The organism is Clostridium facile (assembly GCF_014297275.1).
Lineage (GTDB): Bacteria > Bacillota > Clostridia > Oscillospirales > Ruminococcaceae > Massilioclostridium > Massilioclostridium facile.
On sequence record NZ_JACOQK010000001.1, the window covers coordinates 2,369,954 to 2,390,600 of the forward strand.

Genomic DNA, 20,647 nt, shown 5'->3' on the forward strand with positions numbered 1-20,647 from the left:
TTGATTGTTAGAATTGGAGGATAAAATTTTGACAGGAATTAAGCTAATTGGTACTGGTATGTATATTCCAGAAACAGTGGCCACCAATGAAGATTTTACCAAAATTGTAGACACATCAGACGAATGGATCACAAAACGAACAGGAATTAAAGAGCGCCATCCATCCAATGGGGAACCAACCTGGTATATGGGTGTACAGGCAGCGAAACAGGCAATGGAGGACGCTGGCGTTACACCGGATGAGATTGATATGGTAATTTCCACTAGTGTAACAGGGGATTACTATACGCCTTCTACTGCGAATATCATGCAGGGAAAACTGGGAATTCACAAGGCGTTTAGCATTGATATTAACTGTGCGTGTGCAGGGTTTGTTTATGGCTTTGACATGGCACAGCGATATATTGCCATGGATGACGATGTAAAAACTGTATTGATTATCAGTTCTGAGAATATTACCAAATTAGTGGATTATGAAGATCGTTCCACCTGTGTACTATTTGGGGATGGTGCTGGCGCGGCAGTAGTAACAGCAGGACCAAACCGCTGCTACACTTATTTGGAATGTGAAGCCCAGGACGCAAACAAGATTTATGCCCAGAATGCCCGTCCAGGCAATGCATTTACCACCCAGGAAGGCAGGGAAAAATATCTGGATTTATTCCCACAGGGAAGGGAACATTATATGCACATGGATGGACGGGATGTTTATAAATTTGCCACCCGTGCTATGCCAGAAGGGTTACACAAGGCATGCGAAAAAGCCGGTATAAAAGTAGAGGACTTGGCATTGATTATACCCCATCAGGCAAATTACCGCATCATCGAAACAGCGGCGAAAAACTTGGGGTTGAGTATGGACCATTTTTATTTGAATATTGATCGATATGGTAATATTTCTAGCGCATGCATCCCTGTTTGTTTAAATGAGTTAAAACGTGCAGGCCGTCTAAAAGAGGGGGATAAAATCGCCCTGGTAGGCTTTGGAGCTGGTCTGGTTTACGGTGCAACTGTATTTACAATATAATTTCCGTTACACCGAAAGACGGAGGATTGTTGGATGAGAACAAGAATAACGGAGTTATTGGGGATTCGATTCCCTATTTTGCAGGGTGGTATGGCTTGGGTTGCTGACGCACGTTTAGCGGCGGCAGTTTCCAATGGCGGAGGCGTCGGGATTATTGCCGGGGGCAATGCGCCGCCGGAGATTATTCGGGATGAAATCCGCAAGGTAAGGCAGCTTACTCGCCGGCCGTTTGGGGTAAACATCATGATGATGAGTGAATATGCCGAAGAACTGGCAGAACTCATGGTGGAAGAGAGGGTTCCCGTTGTGACAACAGGCGCGGGAAATCCGGGAAAACTTATCCCTATGTGGAAGGAAGCAGGAATTAAAGTAATTCCTGTGGTGCCCACAGTTGCGTTGGCAAAACGCCTGGAGCGGGCAGGGGCGGATGCCCTGATCGCGGAAGGATGCGAAGCAGGAGGCCATATTGGAGAATTAACTACCATGACTTTGGTTCCACAGGTGGTGGATGCGGTATCTATTCCAGTCATTGCGGCTGGAGGAATTGCGGATGGACGTGGAATTGCTGCCGCGCTGATGTTAGGAGCAGAAGGAGTTCAAGTTGGAACTCGTTTTCTAGTGGCGAAGGAATGCCATATTCACCCCAATTACAAGGCTATGGTGTTACGTGCGAAAGACACTGATACAGCGGTTACCGGGCGGAAAACTGGTCATCCAGTCCGTCAAATCCGAAATAAATTCACCAAAAATGTACTGGCTTTGGAAAAGGCAAATGCCGACCCAAAAGAATTTGAAGAATTTACCGTAGGTTCTCTAAAAAAAGCAGTGATGTACGGGGACACCGAACATGGAAGCTTTATGGCAGGACAGATTGCGGGAATGATAGATAGAATTCAACCGGCGGCGGAGATTATCTTGGAAATGTTTTCCCAAGCGGAACTTTGGATCTCTGCAACTGGCAAAATAATTTCAGAAAACGGAGGGGATTTTATTGGCTAAAACAGCATTGATTACAGGAGCATCCCAGGGACTGGGTGCGGCGATGGCGAAACGCCTAGCAAAGGACGGTTTTAACATTGCGATTAATTGTTATAGTGAAAATGAAGTGCAAAACGGTGGTGTGCAGACAGCAGAGGCTTGCCGTGAATTTGGAGTGGAAGCAGAATGCTTTATCTGCGATGTTTCCCAATTTGACGCTTGCGCCGGAATGGTAAAAGCGGTAAAAGAACGTTTTGGCACTATCGATGTATTGGTGAACAACGCAGGGATTACCAAAGACGGTTTGGTAGCACGTATGAGCGAAGCGCAGTTTGACGCTGTTACCAACGTTAACTACAAAAGTGTATTTAACATGATCCGCCATGTGAGCGGTATTATGATGAAACAAAAAGGCGGCCGCATCATTAATGTTTCTTCTGTTGCTGGGGTAAACGGCAATGCGGGGCAGTTTAACTATTCCGCTTCCAAAGCTGGGATTATTGGCATGACAAAAACCGCCGCAAAAGAATTAGGCGCCCGCAATATCAATGTAAACGCAATTGCGCCAGGCTTTATTAATACTCAGATGACAGCAGTATTGGGTGACGATATTAAAGATGCGATTAAAAAGCAGATTTCTTTGCGCCGTTATGGGGAACCAGAAGAAGTGGCAAGCGTTGTTTCTTTCTTAGCTGGTCCAGACGCTAGTTATGTAAGTGGACAGGTCATCTTAATTGATGGTTGTTTGAGCATGTAATGAATAGAAAATAGAGGAGGATACCAATGAAACGAGTTGTGATCACTGGGATTGGTGTAAAAAGCGCCATTGGGAACACGAAGGAAGTTTTTTGGGAAAATATTTGTGCTGGCAAACATGGAATCCGTTTGATTGACACATTTGATACATCTGATTTTGACATTAAAGTAGCTGCTTTGGATAATGATTTTAACAGCGAAGAATATATGGATAAAAAAGAAGCGCGCCGTACCGACCGTTATTGCCAGCTGGCAGTAGCTGCCGCACTGGACGCGATGAAGGATTGTGGTTGCGAATTAAAAGAGGCATATGACCCATACCGCGTTGGTGTAATTGTAGGCAGTGGTATCGGTGGGTTACATACCTGGGAGGCAGAACACAACAAATACCTGGAAAAGGGGCCAAAACGGGTATCCGTATTCTTTATCCCTTCCATGATTGCGAATATGGCTTCCGGTATGATTTCGATCCGTACCGGCTTAAAAGGGGCGAACTTCTGTCCTGTGACCGCATGTGCATCCTCCAACCATGCATTGGGAGAAGCATTCCATAAAATCCGATATGGATTATTGGACGCTTGTGTTGCTGGTGGTGCGGAAGCTTGTATTACAAAGTTTTCCGCAGCCGGATTTAACAATATGACCGCATTGACCAAAAGCGATGATCCTGACCGTGCATCTATCCCATTTGACAAAGAACGCAGTGGGTTTGTCATGGGAGAAGGCGCTGGTATTTTAATCCTGGAAGAACTGGAACACGCAAAAGCTAGAGGCGCAAAAATCTACGCTGAAATTGTAGGTTATGGCGCAACTGGGGATGCTTATCACATTACTAGCCCAGATCCAGGAGCAGGGGCGGCCGCAAAATGTTTGGAATTCGCGGTACAGGACGCTGGACTACAGATGACAGATATTGATTATATTAACGCTCATGGTACCTCCACACCATTGAATGAAAGAGTGGAGACCTCTGCAATTAAACAGGCATTTGGAGATCATGCAAGTAAGTTGATGGTAAGTTCTACTAAATCTATGACAGGCCATATGCTGGGTGCTGCTGGTGCTGTAGAAGGGATTGTAACTGCATTGGCATTGCGGGATGGGATTGTCCCTCCAACTGTTGGGTATCAGGTTCCAGATGAGGATTGTGACCTGGATTGTGTTCCAAATCAGGCTCGCAAAGCAGATATCCATTATGCGCTGTCCAACTCTTTGGGATTTGGCGGACACAATGCAACCATCTGTTTTAAAAAATATGAAGATTAAGGAGGGTGTCCTGCATGGCAAACTTTACATTTGAAACCGAAACAATTGATTACTTAATTGATAAAGTTGCGAAATCCGGTATTACAAAATTAAAATTGAAAAGCGATGATTTTGAAATTGAGATTGAAGCACAGAAAGAAAAAGAAACTGTTGTTACGACAGTAGCTGCCCCATCTGCTGCGGCACCAATAGCACCAGTTACAGCTGCGAACACTGCTGTACCAACAGAAGCAGCACCAGAATTATCTGGTAATGTAGTAAAATCACCGATTATTGGCACCTTCTACGCAAGTCCATCCCCAGATAAGGCTCCTTATGTCTCTGTTGGGCAGACTGTCCAAAAAGGGGATGTGCTGTTCATCGTAGAATCCATGAAGCTGATGAATGAAATCAAAAGTGAGTACAGCGGAAAAGTAGCTCAGATTTTGGTGCAAAACGGGGATAGCGTTGATTATAACCAACCGATTATGGTGATTGAATAAGGAGATTGGTATGGCATTATTAAACCAAGAACAAATTAAAGAGATTATTCCACATAGAGATCCGTTTTTGTTGATTGATGAAGTGCTGGAATTGGAACCAGGGGTTCGAGCGGTAGCGTTAAAACATATTAAAGAAGATGAGGATTGGTTCCGTGGCCATTTTCCAGGCCATCCAATTCAACCAGGCGTATTGATGATTGAAATGCTGGCACAGACTGGGGCGGTATCCGTTCTTTCCCTGCCGGAAAACAAAGGCAAAATTGCGGTATTTGCGGGGATTGACAAGGCGCGCTTTAAACAGCCAGTAATGCCAGGGGATACTTTGAAACTGGAAGTGGAAATTATCAAAATTCGTGGTCCGTTGGGGATTGGAAAAGCAGTGGCAACGGTAGATGGCAAAAAAGCGGTAACCGCTGAAATTATGTTTGCGATTTCAGAGAAATAAGCCTGAAAGACCGGAGGCTGTAACAGGCTAGCCGGTTTTTCTCACTATTGTTTTTATACTGACAATAAGGACGCAATAAGAAAATGCGGACGGAGGGAAGTTGTTTTGTTTAACAAAGTTTTGATTGCCAACCGTGGGGAGATTGCGGTGCGTATCATCCACGCTTGCCGTGAACTGGGGATTGGCACAGTGGCGGTGTTTTCGGAAGCGGACAGAGGCGCTTTGCATGCACAGATTGCGGATGAGGCAATTTGTATTGGCCCTGCTGCCACAAAAGACAGCTATTTGAATATACAAGCTATTTTGGCGGCATGTGAAGTAACCGGTGCAGACGCAATCCATCCAGGATTTGGATTTTTATCCGAAAACAGTTCTTTTGCAAAAACCTGTGAATTGTGTGGTGTGACATTTATTGGTCCAAGTTATACTTCTATGGATATGATGGGGGATAAAGCAAACGCAAAACAGACCATGAAAAATGCAAACGTGCCTGTTGTGCCAGGTTCAGACGGTGTAGTGAACAGTGTAGAAGAAGCCAAAGAGATTGCGGAACGGATTGGTTATCCAGTCATGGTAAAAGCTTCTGCTGGTGGCGGCGGCAGGGGAATCCGCAAAGTAGATACCCCGGATGAGCTGGAGGCCGCAATCACGGCGGCAAAAACAGAAGCATTGAGTTTCTTTGGAGATGATGGGGTTTATTTGGAAAAATTTATCGTAGATCCTCGCCATGTGGAAATTCAGGTGTTAGCGGACCAGTATGGTAATGTTGTCCACTTGGGGGAACGTGACTGTTCTGTACAGCGTCGGAACCAGAAAATGATTGAGGAATCCCCAAGCCCGATTATGACTCCAGAATTGCGTGAGAAAATGGGGGAAGCAGCAAAATCAGCTGCATTGGCTTGCGGTTATTATAATGCAGGTACTGTTGAGTTTTTAGTAGATGCGGATAAAAACTTTTATTTTATGGAGATGAATACCAGGATTCAGGTAGAGCATGGTATTACAGAACTGGTTACGGGGATTGATTTGGTGAAAAATCAAATTTTAATCGCAGCTGGTGAAAGGCTTGGCTTTACCCAGGAAGATGTCCATCTTTCCGGGCACGCCATTGAGTGCCGCATCAATGCGGAAACTCCAGAGGCGAATTTTCGTCCTTCTCCAGGAAAAATTGAATCCCTACATATGCCGGGGGGAAACGGAATCCGGATTGACAGCGCTGTTTACAGCGGATATGAAATTTCCCCTTATTACGATAGCATGATTGCGAAGGTAATGGCATATGCTCCAACCAGGTATGAGGCAATCCAGAAAATGAAATGGGCGCTGGCTGAATTTATTGTAGAGGGTATTGATACCAATATTGATTTCCAGTTGAATATATTGCGGGACCAAGATTTTGAAACAGGAAACGTAGATATTGGCTATTTAGGTCGCAAAGGATATAAGTAAAATATTTAATCAATTATAGCTTATTTCATAACAGGTTATTGTGCCGTTCATTTTTCGATGGTATAAATGGATATGTTTTAATGAAATGGAAAAATTGTAAAATAGTTTAAAATATTATGAGAAAGGGCGGTGGATACTTTTGCTGGAGGATTTATTTAAAGTAGTAAAATCCCGTGTAAGTGAGGATACTAAGCAGGGCAAGAAGAACCATGTAAATATTCCTTCTGATTTACTGTTTAAATGTCCAAGGTGCCAACAGGTTACTTTTATGGACGAATTTAAAAATAACAACAGTGTCTGTACAAAATGCGGTTACCATGCACGGCTGACAGCAAGGGAACGCCTGGAGATAACAGCGGATAAAGGCAGTTTTGTAGAGTATGATGCGGATATGACCAGTGAAAACCCAATTGATTTTCCAGGTTATGATGCAAAAGTAAAAGGTTTACAGGTAAAAACTGGATTAAAAGAGGCTGTTATTACTGGGGAATGTACCATTCGGGGACGTAAATGCGTGATTGGTATTATGGACTCCCATTTTATGATGGCATCCATGGGCTCTGTAGTAGGGGAAAAGATTACCAGAGCGTTTGAGCGCGCGATAGAAAAACAATTGCCTGTTATTCTATTTACTGCAAGTGGCGGCGCAAGGATGCAGGAAGGGATGATCTCCTTAATCCAAATGGCAAAAACTTCTGCTGCTGTTGGAAAACACAGCGAGGCAGGGTTGTTGTATATTACCGTATTAACTGACCCTACTACTGGAGGTGTAACAGCGTCTTTTGCCTCTCTTGGTGATATTATTATTGCAGAACCTAAAGTCCTGGTGGGGTTTGCTGGAAGACGCGTGATAGAGGATACCATTAAGCAGCGGTTACCGGATGAGTTCCAGTCCGCAGAATTTTTAATGGAACATGGATTTGTAGATATGATTGTAGAGCGTACAAAAATGCGTAAAACACTTTCTACTTTATTAAAACTGCATACAATGGAGGGGTTACAATGAGTGAATTAACTGCATGGGAACATCTCCAAATTGTGCGCAATAAAGAGCGGCCAACTGTATTGGACTATATTCCATTGATTTTTGATGATTTTTATGAATGCCGTGGCGACCGTTTATACAGCGATGACCGGGCGATTATTGGTGGTATAGCTAGATTCCACAGTATACCAGTAACGATTATTGCCCAGGTAAAAGGAAAAGATTTAGAAACCAACAAAGAGCATAATTTCGCTATGGCCCATCCAGAAGGCTACCGCAAGGCGTTGCGTTTAGCGAAGCAGGCGGAGAAGTTCCATCGTCCTGTCATCTGTTTTATTGATACCCCAGGAGCTTATTGTGGAATTGGCGCGGAAGAACGTGGCCAAGGGGAAGCAATTGCACGCAATATGATGGAATTTATGAGCCTGAAAACACCAATTATCTCGATTGTAACCGGAGAAGGTGGCAGTGGCGGTGCGCTGGCGTTAGGGGTATGCGATGAGTTGGCGATGCTGGAAAATGCCGTGTACTCTGTAGTGTCCCCACGTGGGTGCGCAAACATTCTTTGGAAAGATGGTTCCAGGGAAAAAGAAGCGGCGAATCTTTTGCGTATCACAGCAGAGGATTTGATCCAATTAGAGATTGCGGATTATGAGATTCCAGAACCTGCTGGCGGAGCCCACAACAGCCTTTCTTTGATGTCCCAAAATATTGCTACCTATATTTTTGAGGCATTGCAAAGAATTTCGCAAAAAGACCTTGCAAATTTGATGGAAAGCCGTTATAATAAGTTCAGAAAAATTGGTGTTTATTCTGAATAAGCGTCTTTTATAAAATTAATTATAAACGAAAGCTACTTTCGTTTTATAATATGTTACTGTTCTCTGTTCCAACAGGGCAGTATCTCTTTTTAGACAAAGAGTATCAACTATTATAAAAAACACATAGGGAGGCGAGACGAATGGTATTTGAAAAAGTTGTTAGCATTATTGCTGACCAGCTGGACGTTGAAGAAGAAAAAGTAACCATGGAGGCAGCTATCGCTGACGATCTGGGTGCAGACTCTTTGGACGTTGTAGACCTGGTAATGTCTTTAGAAGAAGAATTCAATATTGAAATCCCAGATGAAGAAGTTGAAAACATCAAAACAGTTGGGGATATCGTTAAATTTATTGAAGAAAAAACTGAGGAATAATTCCTCATCAAAAAAGCCTCTGGTCTTGCCAGAGGCTTTTTTTATATGCTGTTATCTTCCTTTTATTTTTATCTAAGAAGAAATACGAGCGTAATAGCAACAAGAGGGGGGACGTTTTATATAAGTAAAAAAGGATGAAACGGACTAAAAATTTTTACACAGACAAAATATATTGCTTTTTTGTTTATCATTGAAAATACAAGCAATGTAAACAATATTTTTGGCTTTATTCAGTAATGCTTCTTTTCGGGATTGTGTACGTCTCAATTTAAGTATTTTCAAACGAAAAAACGAACAACGATAAATCTTTTTAAAAATGGATGAAGAGATAACGAAATGAAAAATAAGAATACTACTATTAATTCATAAGCAAGCGTTATTTCAATAGAAGAGAAAAACTGGAATAATTTTCAAAAGGCAATTAGAGTGGTTTAGCAAGATACCATAAAATGTGGCTGTTTTTTGAAGTTTAGGTAAAATTTTAACGGAAAAAGGTCATAGAACAACATTGTTTTGAATTAGTTTCCATTTTAAAATAAAAATAATTCTAGGGTATTATTTTACCCAAGGAGAAGTTTATTTTAATAGGAGGAAATTTTTAATGAAGAAAAAGGCAATAAAACGATGCCTGGCCGCTCTGTTAGGGGTATGTGTAGCCGCTACAGTAGCCGGATCGCAGCTAGTTTCGGCAGCTAATCCTACAGAACCACTTCATATGGAAGTGAACCAGTCTACAGGAGCGATGTTCCGTTGGTGGGTACCTGCGGCTTTACCGATGAAGGCTGACCGTGATGTTGTAAAAGCGGAAGTAGAAGATATTGCCGCTAAAGGATTTAAGGGGATTGAAGTCAGCGTCCTGATGGGGGAATATGTTTATAACCAGGAAGATTTAAAGGATTACGGTTGGGGAAGCGAAGCATGGGTGGATATGTTGACCATGCTTTGTGAGATTGCCAAAGAACACAATCTGACCATTGATGTAACAGCAACCTGTAGCTGGCCGATTTCTTTACCAAAAGAGTATGCGTTTACCAATTACGACGCAAGTGAAAAGAACCTTTATAATGGGGATACTGCTGTATTGACCAAAGATACCGCAGAAAACCCTGTGTTGTATTCTGATCAAAAAACAGATTACAATGATGAAGACCCTCTGCAGAACCGTAGTCTGCAAGGAGTTACAGTGGCAAAAGTAGTACGGGAGAGCGCTCCAGTTGAAAAAGGGGAGGACCAATATTATGTATGGGGTTCCGCGAATATCCCAGGCAGGACCAATGGTTCTGAAAACGCGCTGGTAGACCCTGACAGTCTGCAGGCATTGCAGGAAGGGGTAGATTATACCTATAATCAGGATACTGGTTCTGTTACCATCAATTGGAGACCAGAAGACGAAGGGGAATACACTGTATTTTCTTACTGGATGGGGTTCAGCGGTGCAACCAGCAATACCGGAATGTCCGAAACGGCATATTATGCGGACTATATGACCAAGGAAGGTGCGGAGTCCTATATTGCTTTTTGGGAAAAAGAACTGCTTTCCAATGAAAAATTAAAAAATCTGATCCAGGAAGTAGGCATGAGTATTTTTGAGGACTCATTGGAATTTGGTAGCTATTTTGGCGCGGATAACCTGGAATGGAGCACCACGTTTTTAGAGGAGTTTGAAAATCGTGCTGGATATGACTTGACACCATATCTACCCATGCTCAACGGGCAAAGCATGGGTGGCTCTACCAATGTGGAATACTATGATTATGAGTTTGGAACCTACAATGAACAGACAGGGGATTATGAATACGATGATACTGCGGAGAGGATCCGTAAAGATTACGCCCAGGTAATAACCGAATTGTTTGATGAAAACCATATTTCTGTGATTCAGGATTGGGCGCACGAAAATGGGATGACCTATCGAATGCAGGCATATAGCTTTAACTTTGACACTGCATACCTATCCTCTGTGGTGGATTATCCAGATGTGGAAACGGTTGGTTTCTTTGATATGGATAAACGCCAATATATCCATGGATATGATAAATCCCGCATAGTAAGCGCAGGTGCCCATTTGGGGGATAACAATATTATTTCTTCAGAATGTGGTGCGGTCAACGCTAGATCCTACCGTCTTACTTGGCCTGAAATGCTGGAATATACCCAGTTACAGTATGCGCTGGGCGCAAACCGGATGATTTTCCACGGATATTCCCATACCAGTGGAGAAGCCAAATATTGGCCTGGAAATGCCACATTTGGAACCAATGGTTTGGGGGACAACTGGGGCAGCAGGAACCCTGGTTGGGAATTTGAAGATGAAATCGCGGATTATCTTGCTAGGACACAGGATATTCTACAGTCTGGTACGGCAAAGGTGGATGTCGCCGTATATAACGATAATTATGGAACCTATGCTCCTATCTGGGAAGACCAGGCCATGTCAAACGCAGGGTATTCCTATGAATTTGTCAGTGAAAACCTATTGCAGTTGGATTCTGCTACCTGTGAAAACGGCATTATTGACCCAGAAGGTGTGGGATATAAAGCGTTGGTGTTCTGCAACCAGACTTACATGAATGTAGATACTGCTGAAAAAGTGCTGGATTACTTGAACCAAGGACTGCCAGTATTCGTTATAGGGGAATTTCCTTCCCAAGTCACCAGCTTCTATCATTGGGAACAGGAACAGGCAAAACTAGATAAAATCGTAGCTGAAATTGTAAACCACGAACATTTAGTAACGGTTGCCTCCCAACAGGAACTGGTTGCCGCAATGCAAGAACAAGGGGTTCATCCAGGCGCGGCTTATGGGGAAGATTGTGAACTCATAACAGCGCACCGGGAAATTGATGGTGGAGATTTCTATTATATCTACAATGATGGAGTAGAGGATACTACACAACAAATTACATTGCAGGGCGAGGGGAACGTTTACCTCATCGACCTTTGGTCTGGTGACGTGACTCAACTGGCAGATTATATGGTTGGAAATGGTTCGATTACCAGAGAATTTAGCTTGCAGGATAATGAAGCAATTATGGTTGCTGTTACAGATTCTGGACTGCCAAGCGTAACAGGGACAGCCACTGATTTGACCAGCGAAAACACTGTTATTCCATCTCAGGGGATAGCGCAGGTAAATGGCAATACTGTGGATTTAAAAGCTTCTACAAACGGGGATTATCAGTTGTCGATGGAGGATGGTAGCTCCCGTACAGTAACTGTAAATAGCTTGCCAGATACATATGATTTAAGTTCTGGCTGGAATCTAACGGTAGAACGTTGGGAAGATGATACGACAACTGAAACCAAAAATGATACCAAGAAGACTGATATTGAAGTAGGAAAACTGGATCAACTGGTTTCCTGGAGCGATATAGAGATGCTAGGCAACGATGTTTCTGGTATAGGACATTATTCTATTACATTTGAACTACCGGAGGAATGGAGTAATATAGATGGAGCTGAACTGCAGTTTGATCAGTTAGCTTGCCGTTTGGCACAGGTGATTGTAAATGGAACTGTATTGTGTTTAGACCAGGTAACCTACTCGGTAGATTTAGGAGATTTATTGCAGCCAGGGGAAAATACAATTCAGGTAGAACTGGCAAGTTGTTTAGGCAACCAACTAATTGCTTATGGTTCTATTACTGATACATGGGCCGCACAGGCAGTTCCAGAGGATTATGGAATGATTGGCGGCGTTACGCTAAAACCATATGCTTATGAAGAAATTACTACAATCAAAGAGGATATTACTGATCCATCCAGCTCAGAGGCTTCTTCAGATCATTCTTCTGAAACAAGCTCGGACAATGAGTCCACATATTCTTCCAGCTCCAGTTCGGAGCAGGCAGGGCAGCCACAAACAGGCGATTTCTTACCAATCGCAATTGTTGCTACTCTAGTGGCTTCTGGCGCTACTGCTATTTATTTTAAACGGAAAAAATAAAGTAAATAGAATTACTGCTCCAATCAATACAGATTGGAGCAGTTTTTGTGTTTTATCATTCATTTGGATTGTTTCCAATGAAAAATATTTAATAGCCACAGATATTATTTTGCTTTAGTTCAGATGGATTTGATGTTAGATAGGGGCAAAAAAATGAAAATTTTTTTGGTTTCTTTTTTTCCCCCTTTTCTTTTTTGTTATTTTATGATATAATAAATTAACATTGTATGCGCCTGTAGCTCAGCTGGATAGAGTGTCAGACTCCGACTCTGAAGGTCGTGCGTTCGAATCGCATCAGGCGTACCAGTCGAGAACCTCGACGCGCAAGTCGCGTTCGAGGTTTTTGCTTTGTTTCTAGATTTGTTCTCGCGCTTATAGTTTGTCATCCCAACCCAGATTGGTCTTGGATACAATTTGCGTTCTAAGTCCTTTTTTGTTCGAAATGAGGTACACGTATTAAAAGCTGTGTATCTATTTCGTTGAAATTTTTTGAGATTTTAACAAAAAATGTTTTCAAGGTTTTTCTTTTACTTGTGATTTACTCTTATTAGGCCATACAAACAAAATAGCTTATAAGCCAATAAATTGGGAAAAGATTGATGCGAAATAAAGAAACTGTTTCAATTTCTCATGAAATCTCACATGTCTTGATAGCAAATTTTTAAGGCCCTTATAGCATTGAAAAGCGTGCAGCTCCTTTTCTTTTTTGCAGGCACCTGACGAATAGATGGAATATACAAAAACCTAAAAATAATAAAAAATCCGTTTTTGGGAGAATACAAGATATCAGATAAAGTAAAATCCATAGATCAAAATAAAAGTTTAGAACTTATTAGAAAAAACAAGATTATTTACAGAAGAAATATGAAATAATAGCAGGGAACAAAAGTTGATACAGTAGCTATTAAATAAGATGATATTAAGAAGGAGTAATAGGATGGAAAATAAAAATATGACAATGTTTGATTTGTTAATTGAAACACATATAGGATTAAAAAGACAGGGACCGGGAAGTCCAGAAATGACGATGCGTGCTTTAAGCTTTGTGGACAATCTCAATGAGGAGTCCTACATTGCAGATTTAGGTTGTGGAACTGGTGGACAAACAATGGTTATCGCACAAAATACGATTGGGCATATTATCGGTGTAGATATGATCCCTAATTTTATTGATATTTTTAATCAGAACGTAAAGCAGCTTCATCTTGAAAACCGAGTAACTGGTATTGTTGGATCAGTAGAAGAACTTCCTTTTAAAAAAGAGGAGCTTGATCTAATTTGGTCAGAAGGAGTTATAGATGGGATTGGTTTTGAAAAAGCCGTAACTTATTGGAATGGTTTTCTGAAAAAGGGCGGTTATCTAGCTGTAACTTGTCCGTCCTGGCTTACTGATGAATGTCCTTCTGAAGTGGAAAAATTTTGGGTGGATGCTGGTAGTGGTTTGGATAGTATAGAAAACAATATATCTATCCTACAAAACACTGGTTACCGTTTTATTTCCTCATTTACACTTTCTGAAGAATGTTGGATCCAAAATTACTTCGCTCCAAGGGAAGCAGCGGAAAAATCACTTTTGGAAAAGTACTCTGGTAATCAAATGGTTGAAGCTTATATCGAAGGTGATAGACGAGAAGTGGAACTATATACAAAGTATAAACAGTATTATGGATATGTTTTTTATATTGGCAAAAAAATATAGAAAATAGATAACTTTTATCATCGAATAAATTGATACCTACGGTTGATAATTTGCAGCCGTAGGATTTTTTATTTATAAAGATCGAATGGGGAAAATAATATTGTAGATAATAAAAACAACCTAAAATAATAAAATGGAAATAACCTCTATGAAATACCAAAAATATGAATTTGGAGCGGGAAGAGTAAAAGCCGATGCCAAATGCAGTGCGTAATATAAGAAATTTTAAAGCCAGATTTATTTCACACAACACTGATACTGATTTCCGATGCTGTAACACTGTAATAAAATATCGGTTATAGCCAACTTAAAAAAGAGAAAATTTCATTCTATTTTTGCTAGATACAATAAAAAATGTATTTTTGTTTCTTGTATATTCTAATAACATCGTTTTTTCTATGAGAAAATTATTTATTCGGAAACAGTAAAATATAAAATGAAAATAGAAGATGCCCTGTATATTTTGCCATAAAAGTTTTTATACTAATATTACAGTAATAATAAATCTAAAAAAGGAGATGTTATCTATGGAAAATAAATATGAAATTAAAATCACAACACAAGATAGGTTGCTAAGGGCTTGGGAAAATTCAATGGAGTTAGTCAGAGATTTTGAAAAATATTCTCAGGAGATTAAAGACGATAAGGAAGTAGCTAGATTATTTGCCGAATATGCTGAAGAAGAAGGCGTTCATGCTGCTAAATTCCGTGAAACACTATATAAGTATCAACACTAAATAGATTATTAAGAGCCTTTATTTGTAAATAAAGGCTCTTTTTTGGTCAATATTAAGGTGAATATGGAAATTTATAAAATAAATCGAAGAAAAAAGGAAAAAGTAGTTGACAAAAGGGAGAAGGTGTGATATATTATTAAAGCTGCAACGGAAGAGCGGCCGGGAGGGCAAGAGGCGCCGTTGAGCAAAAAGGAAGAAACGAAAAAAGATGAAAAAACATCTTGACAAAGAGGAAGCGATATGATATAATAAATAAGTCGCTTCTGAGGCAAGCGAAACGAAAGAAACAAAAAACTTTCAAAAAAGCTTGACAAAATCACAGAGATGTGATAAAATAGTAAAGCTGCTTGAGGGCAGCGGTCAAGAAACGACAAAAACAGGACCTTGAAAATTAAACAATATAGTAAGTAACGAAAACGAACCAATCCTTGTTAATTCAAGAGTTTTAGTTATTTTAGAAAAAATGACGTTAGCGTATTCGAGTAATACGAGCTAGATTAAATCATCCGAGAGGATGTTTTGATATGATTAAATTAAGAGTTTGATCCTGGCTCAGGACGAACGCTGGCGGCGCGCCTAACACATGCAAGTCGAACGGAGATACCTGTTAGATCCCTTCGGGGTGACGATGGACTATCTTAGTGGCGGACGGGTGAGTAACACGTGAGCAACCTGCCTTACAGAGTGGGATAACGTTTGGAAACGAACGCTAATACCGCATAACATTAACTTATCGCATGGTAAGATAATCAAAGAAATTCGCTGTAAGATGGGCTCGCGTCTGATTAGATAGTTGGTGAGGTAACGGCTCACCAAGTCGACGATCAGTAGCCGGACTGAGAGGTTGAACGGCCACATTGGGACTGAGACACGGCCCAGACTCCTACGGGAGGCAGCAGTGGGGAATATTGCACAATGGGGGAAACCCTGATGCAGCGACGCCGCGTGAGGGAAGAAGGTTTTCGGATTGTAAACCTCTGTCTTCAGGGACGATAGTGACGGTACCTGAGGAGGAAGCTCCGGCTAACTACGTGCCAGCAGCCGCGGTAATACGTAGGGAGCGAGCGTTGTCCGGAATTACTGGGTGTAAAGGGAGCGTAGGCGGGACAGCAAGTTGAATGTGAAATCTATGGGCTCAACCCATAAACTGCGTTCAAAACTGTTGTTCTTGAGTGAAGTAGAGGTAGGCGGAATTCCTAGTGTAGCGGTGAAATGCGTAGATATTAGGAGGAACACCAGTGGCGAAGGCGGCCTACTGGGCTTTAACTGACGCTGAGGCTCGAAAGCGTGGGTAGCAAACAGGATTAGATACCCTGGTAGTCCACGCTGTAAACGATGATTACTAGGTGTGGGGGGGTCAACCTTCCGTGCCGGAGTTAACACAATAAGTAATCCACCTGGGGAGTACGACCGCAAGGTTGAAACTCAAAGGAATTGACGGGGGCCCGCACAAGCAGTGGAGTATGTGGTTTAATTCGAAGCAACGCGAAGAACCTTACCAGGTCTTGACATCCAACTAACGAGATAGAGATATGTTAGGTGCCCTTCGGGGAAAGTTGAGACAGGTGGTGCATGGTTGTCGTCAGCTCGTGTCGTGAGATGTTGGGTTAAGTCCCGCAACGAGCGCAACCCTTACCATTAGTTGCTACGCAAGAGCACTCTAATGGGACTGCCGTTGACAAAACGGAGGAAGGTGGGGATGACGTCAAATCATCATGCCCCTTATGACCTGGGCCACACACGTACTACAATGGCTATTAACAGAGGGAAGCAATACCGCGAGGAGGAGCAAACCCCTAAAAATAGTCTCAGTTCGGATTGCAGGCTGCAACCCGCCTGCATGAAGCCGGAATTGCTAGTAATCGCGGATCAGCATGCCGCGGTGAATACGTTCCCGGGCCTTGTACACACCGCCCGTCACACCATGAGAGTTGGCAACACCCGAAGCCAGTAGCCTAACCGCAAGGAGGGCGCTGTCGAAGGTGGGGTTGATGATTAGGGTGAAGTCGTAACAAGGTAGCCGTATCGGAAGGTGCGGCTGGATCACCTCCTTTCTATGGAGAACTGACAGGATGGGGAATGTTAGGAGCTATATTGTTTAATTTTGAAGGCCCTGAGTCTTCAGAAAAATAATTGATGGGAAAAGCGGCAACCTAGAAACCCTGGAAAATGGGGGTGTAGCTCAGCTGGGAGAGCACCTGCCTTGCACGCAGGGGGTCAGGAGTTCGATCCTCCTCATCTCCACCACAACCGAAAGGTTGAACAGGGAAAAGAGAGACCGACAGCCGAATCTAACATGGGCTCATAGCTCAGGTGGTTAGAGCGCACGCCTGATAAGCGTGAGGTCGGTGGTTCGAGTCCACTTGAGCCCACCAAGTTACTTGAAAAAGTAACAAAGAAGAAAGTACCTTGAAAACTGAATAAGTAAAGCGATAAAAGTAGTTAAGACAAATATCTTTTTTAAAAAAAGGGTAAAAATACTACTACAATTTGAAAAAGTTGGAGAACATAATTCAAATGGTCAAGCTACAAAGAGCGCAGAGAGAATGCCTTGGCATTAGGAGCCGATGAAGGACGTGGTAAGCAACGATATGCTACGGGGAGTCGCAAGCAGACATCGATCCGTAGAATTCCGAATGGAGGAATCCGGCAGTGGTTATGCACTGTCATCATATACTGAATCCATAGGTATATGAGGGGAACCGCCTGAACTGAAACATCTAAGTAGGGCGAGGAAGAGAAATCAACCGAGATTTTCCTAGTAGTGGCGAGCGAACGGGAAAGAGGCCAAACCAAAGGTAGCAATATCTTTGGGGTTCGGACTGCAATGTGTATCTGACGAGTTAGGAGAAGTGCATGGGAAGGCACACCAAAGGAAGTGAAAGTCTTGTATCCGAAAACAGATCAGAGCTAGCAGTATCCAGAGTACCGCGGGACACGTGAAACCCCGTGGGAAGATAGGGGGACCACCCTCTAAGCCTAAATACTACCTAATGACCGATAGCGAAAAGTACTGTGAAGGAAAGGTGAAAAGAACCCCGGGAGGGGAGTGAAATAGAACCTGAAACTCTGTGCTTACAAGCAGATAGAGCACGTCAAAGTGTGATATCGTACCTATTGTAGAATGGTCCGGCGAGTATACGTATGTAGCAAGGTTAAGAACTTCAGGTTCGGAGCCGAAGCGAGAGCGAGTCTGAATGGGGCGTTTAGTTTCATGCGTATGACCCGAAACCAGGTGACCTATCCATGTCCAGGTTGAAGTGACGGTAACACGTCATGGAGGACCGAACCCACTCCCGTTGAAATGGTAGGGGATGAGATGTGGATAGCGGAGAAATTCCAATCGAACTTGGATATAGCTGGTTCTCCCCGAAATAGCTTTAGGGCTAGCGTTGTCATAAAGATTACCGGAGGTAAAGCACTGAATAGTCTAGGGGCCGAGAGGCTACCGAAACTTATCAAACTCTGAATGCCGGATAATCATGGACAGCAGTCAGACTGTGTGAGATAAGTCTCATAGTCAAAAGGGAAAGAGCCCAGACCCACAGCTAAGGTCCCAAAGTACATTTAAGTGGAAAAGGATGTAGGATTGCGAAAACAACCAGGATGTTGGCTTAGAAGCAGCCACACATTTAAAGAGTGCGTAATAGCTCACTGGTCGAGTGGTCCTGCGCCGAAAATTTAACGGGGCTAAAATGTACACCGAAGCTTGGGCTTGATACGTAAGTATCAGGGGTAGGGGAGCGTCGTATACGGAGAGAAGTCATAGCGGAAGCGGTGGTGGACTGTATACGAGTGAGAATGCCGGAATGAGTAGCGAGAATTATGTGAGAATCATAATGGCCGAAAGCCTAAGGTTTTAGGAGGAAGGTTCGTCCGCTCCTAGTAAGCCGGGAGCTAAGGTGAGGCCGAAAGGCGTAGCCGATGCACATACGGTTGATATTCCGTAGCCTCCAAAAGATTTAAGCAAAGGGACACTTTAGAAGGGTGTAAGCCGGGCGTTGGTAGACCCGGTCGTAAGGGACTGAAATTAGAGTAAGGAAGTACACTTGGATGAAGGCGAGAAAAGCTTTGTGGATATCTTCGGAGCCCGTACCGCAAACCGACACAGGTAGGTAGGAAGAGGATTCTAAGGCCAACGGGAGAAGGGTTGTTAAGGAACTCGGCAAGTTGACCCCGTAACTTAGGGATAAGGGGTGCTCTAGCAATAGAGCCGCAGAGAATAGGCCCGGGCGACTGTTTATCAAAAACACAGGTCTCTGCTAAATCGAAAGATGACGTATAGGGGCTGACACCTGCCCAGTGCTGGAAGGTTAAGAGGAGGAGTGAGAGCTCTGAATTGAAGCCCCAGTGAACGGCGGCCGTAACTATAACGGTCCTAAGGTAGCGAAATTCCTTGTCAGGTAAGTTCTGACCCGCACGAATGGTGTAACGATCTGGGCACTGTCTCAACAATCCACCCGGCGAAATTGTAGTACCGGTGAAGATGCCGGTTACCCGCGACTAGACGGAAAGACCCCATGGAGCTTTACTGTAGCCTAATATTGGATTTTGGTATTTCATGTACAGGATAGGTGGGAGGCTAGGAAGCAAAGGCGTCAGCTTTTGTGGAGCCATCGTTGGGATACCACTCTTGGAGTGCTGAAATTCTAACCTGCGGCCATGAATCTGGTCGGGGGACATTGTTAGGTGGGCAGTTTGACTGGGGCGGTCGCCTCCTAAAAGGTAACGGAGGCGCTCAAAGGTTCGCTCAGTACGGACGGAAACCGTGCATTAGAGTGTAAACGCATAAGCGAGCCTAACTGCGAGACTGACAAGTCGAGCAGTAACGAAAGTTGGAGTTAGTGATCCGGCGGTATGTGAGTGGAAATGCCGTCGCTCAACGGATAAAAGCTACCCTGGGGATAACAGGCTGATCTCCCCCAAGAGTCCACATCGACGGGGAGGTTTGGCACCTCGATGTCGGCTCATCGCATCCTGGGGCTGGATTCGGTCCCAAGGGTTTGGCTGTTCGCCAATTAAAGCGGTACGCGAGCTGGGTTCAGAACGTCGTGAGACAGTTCGGTCCCTATCTGTCGTGGGCGTAGGATATTTGAAAGGAGCTGTCCCTAGTACGAGAGGACCGGGATGGACGCACCTCTGGTGTACCTGTTGTCATGCCAATGGCACGGCAGGGCAGCTATGTGCGGATCGGATAAACGCTGAAGGCATCTAAGCGTGAAGCCGTCCTTAAGATAAGATATCCCACTGGGTTAACCAGGTAAGACCCCTTGTAGACTACGAGGTTGATAGGCTCAAAGTGTAAGCGTCGTGAGGCGTTAAGCTAGCGAGTACTAATCGGTCGAGGGCTTGACCAATGATATGTTCTAAAGTCGTGATACTTATTCAGTTTTGAGGGTACTGAACCTTCAAAAGAAATAGACGGTGTTAATGGCGATGAGGATCCACCTGTTCCCATACCGAACACAGTAGTTAAGCTCATCAACGTCGAAGATACTTGGCTGGAGACGGCCTGGGAAAATAGAAAAATGCCGTCACTTAAAAACAAGAGCGAGTAGGAGAATACTCGCTCATGTTTTCATATTATATGCGGTTGCATTTTTATGCGCCCTTAGCTCAGTTGGTAGAGCAACTGACTCTTAATCAGTGGGCCTAGGGTTCGAGTCCCTAAGGGCGCACCAA

13 protein-coding genes, 4 tRNA genes and 3 rRNA genes are annotated in these 20,647 nt (G+C 43.3%); all 20 read left to right on the forward strand.

What is annotated here, in order from left to right; genetic code table 11:
• Positions 1–28: 28 nt before the first annotated feature.
• On the forward strand, positions 29–1,027 hold the full coding sequence (locus tag H8Z77_RS09810; protein WP_069987956.1) for a 3-oxoacyl-ACP synthase III family protein: 999 nt from the start codon (positions 29–31) through the stop codon (positions 1,025–1,027).
• Positions 1,028–1,060: 33 nt separating this feature from the next.
• Positions 1,061–2,026 (forward strand): enoyl-[acyl-carrier-protein] reductase FabK, encoded by a 966-nt coding sequence (gene fabK, locus H8Z77_RS09815; RefSeq protein WP_069987958.1) that lies wholly within the window; start codon positions 1,061–1,063, stop codon positions 2,024–2,026.
• Positions 2,019–2,762 (forward strand): 3-oxoacyl-[acyl-carrier-protein] reductase, encoded by a 744-nt coding sequence (gene fabG / locus H8Z77_RS09820; protein WP_186996896.1) that lies wholly within the window; start codon positions 2,019–2,021, stop codon positions 2,760–2,762. The genes fabK and fabG overlap by 8 nt, the downstream gene beginning before the upstream one ends.
• Positions 2,763–2,788: 26 nt before the next feature.
• Positions 2,789–4,027: a beta-ketoacyl-ACP synthase II gene (gene fabF, locus H8Z77_RS09825; protein ID WP_069987960.1), complete on the forward strand. Its 1,239-nt coding sequence runs from the start codon at positions 2,789–2,791 to the stop codon at positions 4,025–4,027.
• Between the two features lie 14 nt (positions 4,028–4,041).
• Entirely contained in the window at positions 4,042–4,509 is a 468-nt protein-coding gene (accB, locus tag H8Z77_RS09830) for an acetyl-CoA carboxylase biotin carboxyl carrier protein (RefSeq protein WP_069987961.1), read from the forward strand.
• A 10-nt stretch (positions 4,510–4,519) separates the two neighbouring features.
• Positions 4,520–4,954: a 3-hydroxyacyl-ACP dehydratase FabZ gene (gene fabZ, locus H8Z77_RS09835; protein WP_069987962.1), complete on the forward strand. Its 435-nt coding sequence runs from the start codon at positions 4,520–4,522 to the stop codon at positions 4,952–4,954.
• Between the two features lie 105 nt (positions 4,955–5,059).
• Positions 5,060–6,403 carry an acetyl-CoA carboxylase biotin carboxylase subunit gene (locus H8Z77_RS09840; RefSeq protein ID WP_186996897.1) on the forward strand — a complete coding sequence of 448 codons (1,344 nt, stop codon included), beginning with the start codon at positions 5,060–5,062 and terminating at the stop codon, positions 6,401–6,403.
• 139 nt (positions 6,404–6,542) lie between these two features.
• Complete coding sequence (gene accD, locus H8Z77_RS09845; RefSeq protein WP_069987967.1) at positions 6,543–7,409, forward strand: acetyl-CoA carboxylase, carboxyltransferase subunit beta; 867 nt, start codon at positions 6,543–6,545, stop codon at positions 7,407–7,409.
• Entirely contained in the window at positions 7,406–8,209 is an 804-nt protein-coding gene (locus H8Z77_RS09850; protein ID WP_069987968.1) for an acetyl-CoA carboxylase carboxyltransferase subunit alpha, read from the forward strand. The genes accD and H8Z77_RS09850 overlap by 4 nt, the downstream gene beginning before the upstream one ends.
• Before the next feature lie 140 nt (positions 8,210–8,349).
• Positions 8,350–8,583: an acyl carrier protein gene (gene acpP / locus H8Z77_RS09855; RefSeq protein ID WP_069987969.1), complete on the forward strand. Its 234-nt coding sequence runs from the start codon at positions 8,350–8,352 to the stop codon at positions 8,581–8,583.
• Between the two features lie 601 nt (positions 8,584–9,184).
• Positions 9,185–12,529, forward strand: a complete 3,345-nt coding sequence (locus H8Z77_RS09860; RefSeq protein WP_186996898.1) for a glycosyl hydrolase — start codon at positions 9,185–9,187, stop codon at positions 12,527–12,529.
• Between the two features lie 229 nt (positions 12,530–12,758).
• Positions 12,759–12,835, forward strand: a tRNA-Arg gene (locus H8Z77_RS09865).
• A gap of 631 nt (positions 12,836–13,466) precedes the next feature.
• Positions 13,467–14,228, forward strand: a complete 762-nt coding sequence (locus H8Z77_RS09870) for a class I SAM-dependent methyltransferase (protein ID WP_186996899.1) — start codon at positions 13,467–13,469, stop codon at positions 14,226–14,228.
• A 527-nt stretch (positions 14,229–14,755) separates the two neighbouring features.
• A complete protein-coding gene (locus H8Z77_RS09875) occupies positions 14,756–14,965 on the forward strand; it encodes a rubrerythrin (RefSeq protein ID WP_069987976.1) in 210 nt (69 codons plus the stop codon).
• Positions 14,966–15,494: 529 nt separating this feature from the next.
• A 16S ribosomal RNA gene (locus H8Z77_RS09880) occupies positions 15,495–17,019 on the forward strand.
• Positions 17,020–17,136: 117 nt separating this feature from the next.
• Positions 17,137–17,212, forward strand: a tRNA-Ala gene (locus tag H8Z77_RS09885).
• 51 nt (positions 17,213–17,263) lie between these two features.
• Positions 17,264–17,340 (forward strand) — tRNA-Ile (locus tag H8Z77_RS09890).
• A 144-nt stretch (positions 17,341–17,484) separates the two neighbouring features.
• Positions 17,485–20,322, forward strand: a 23S ribosomal RNA gene (locus H8Z77_RS09895).
• A 63-nt stretch (positions 20,323–20,385) separates the two neighbouring features.
• Positions 20,386–20,502 (forward strand): 5S ribosomal RNA (gene rrf, locus H8Z77_RS09900).
• Together the 16S, 23S and 5S rRNA genes with 3 tRNA genes alongside form the textbook arrangement of a ribosomal RNA operon.
• A 68-nt stretch (positions 20,503–20,570) precedes the next feature.
• Positions 20,571–20,646, forward strand: a tRNA-Lys gene (locus H8Z77_RS09905).
• Position 20,647 lies beyond the last annotated feature (1 nt).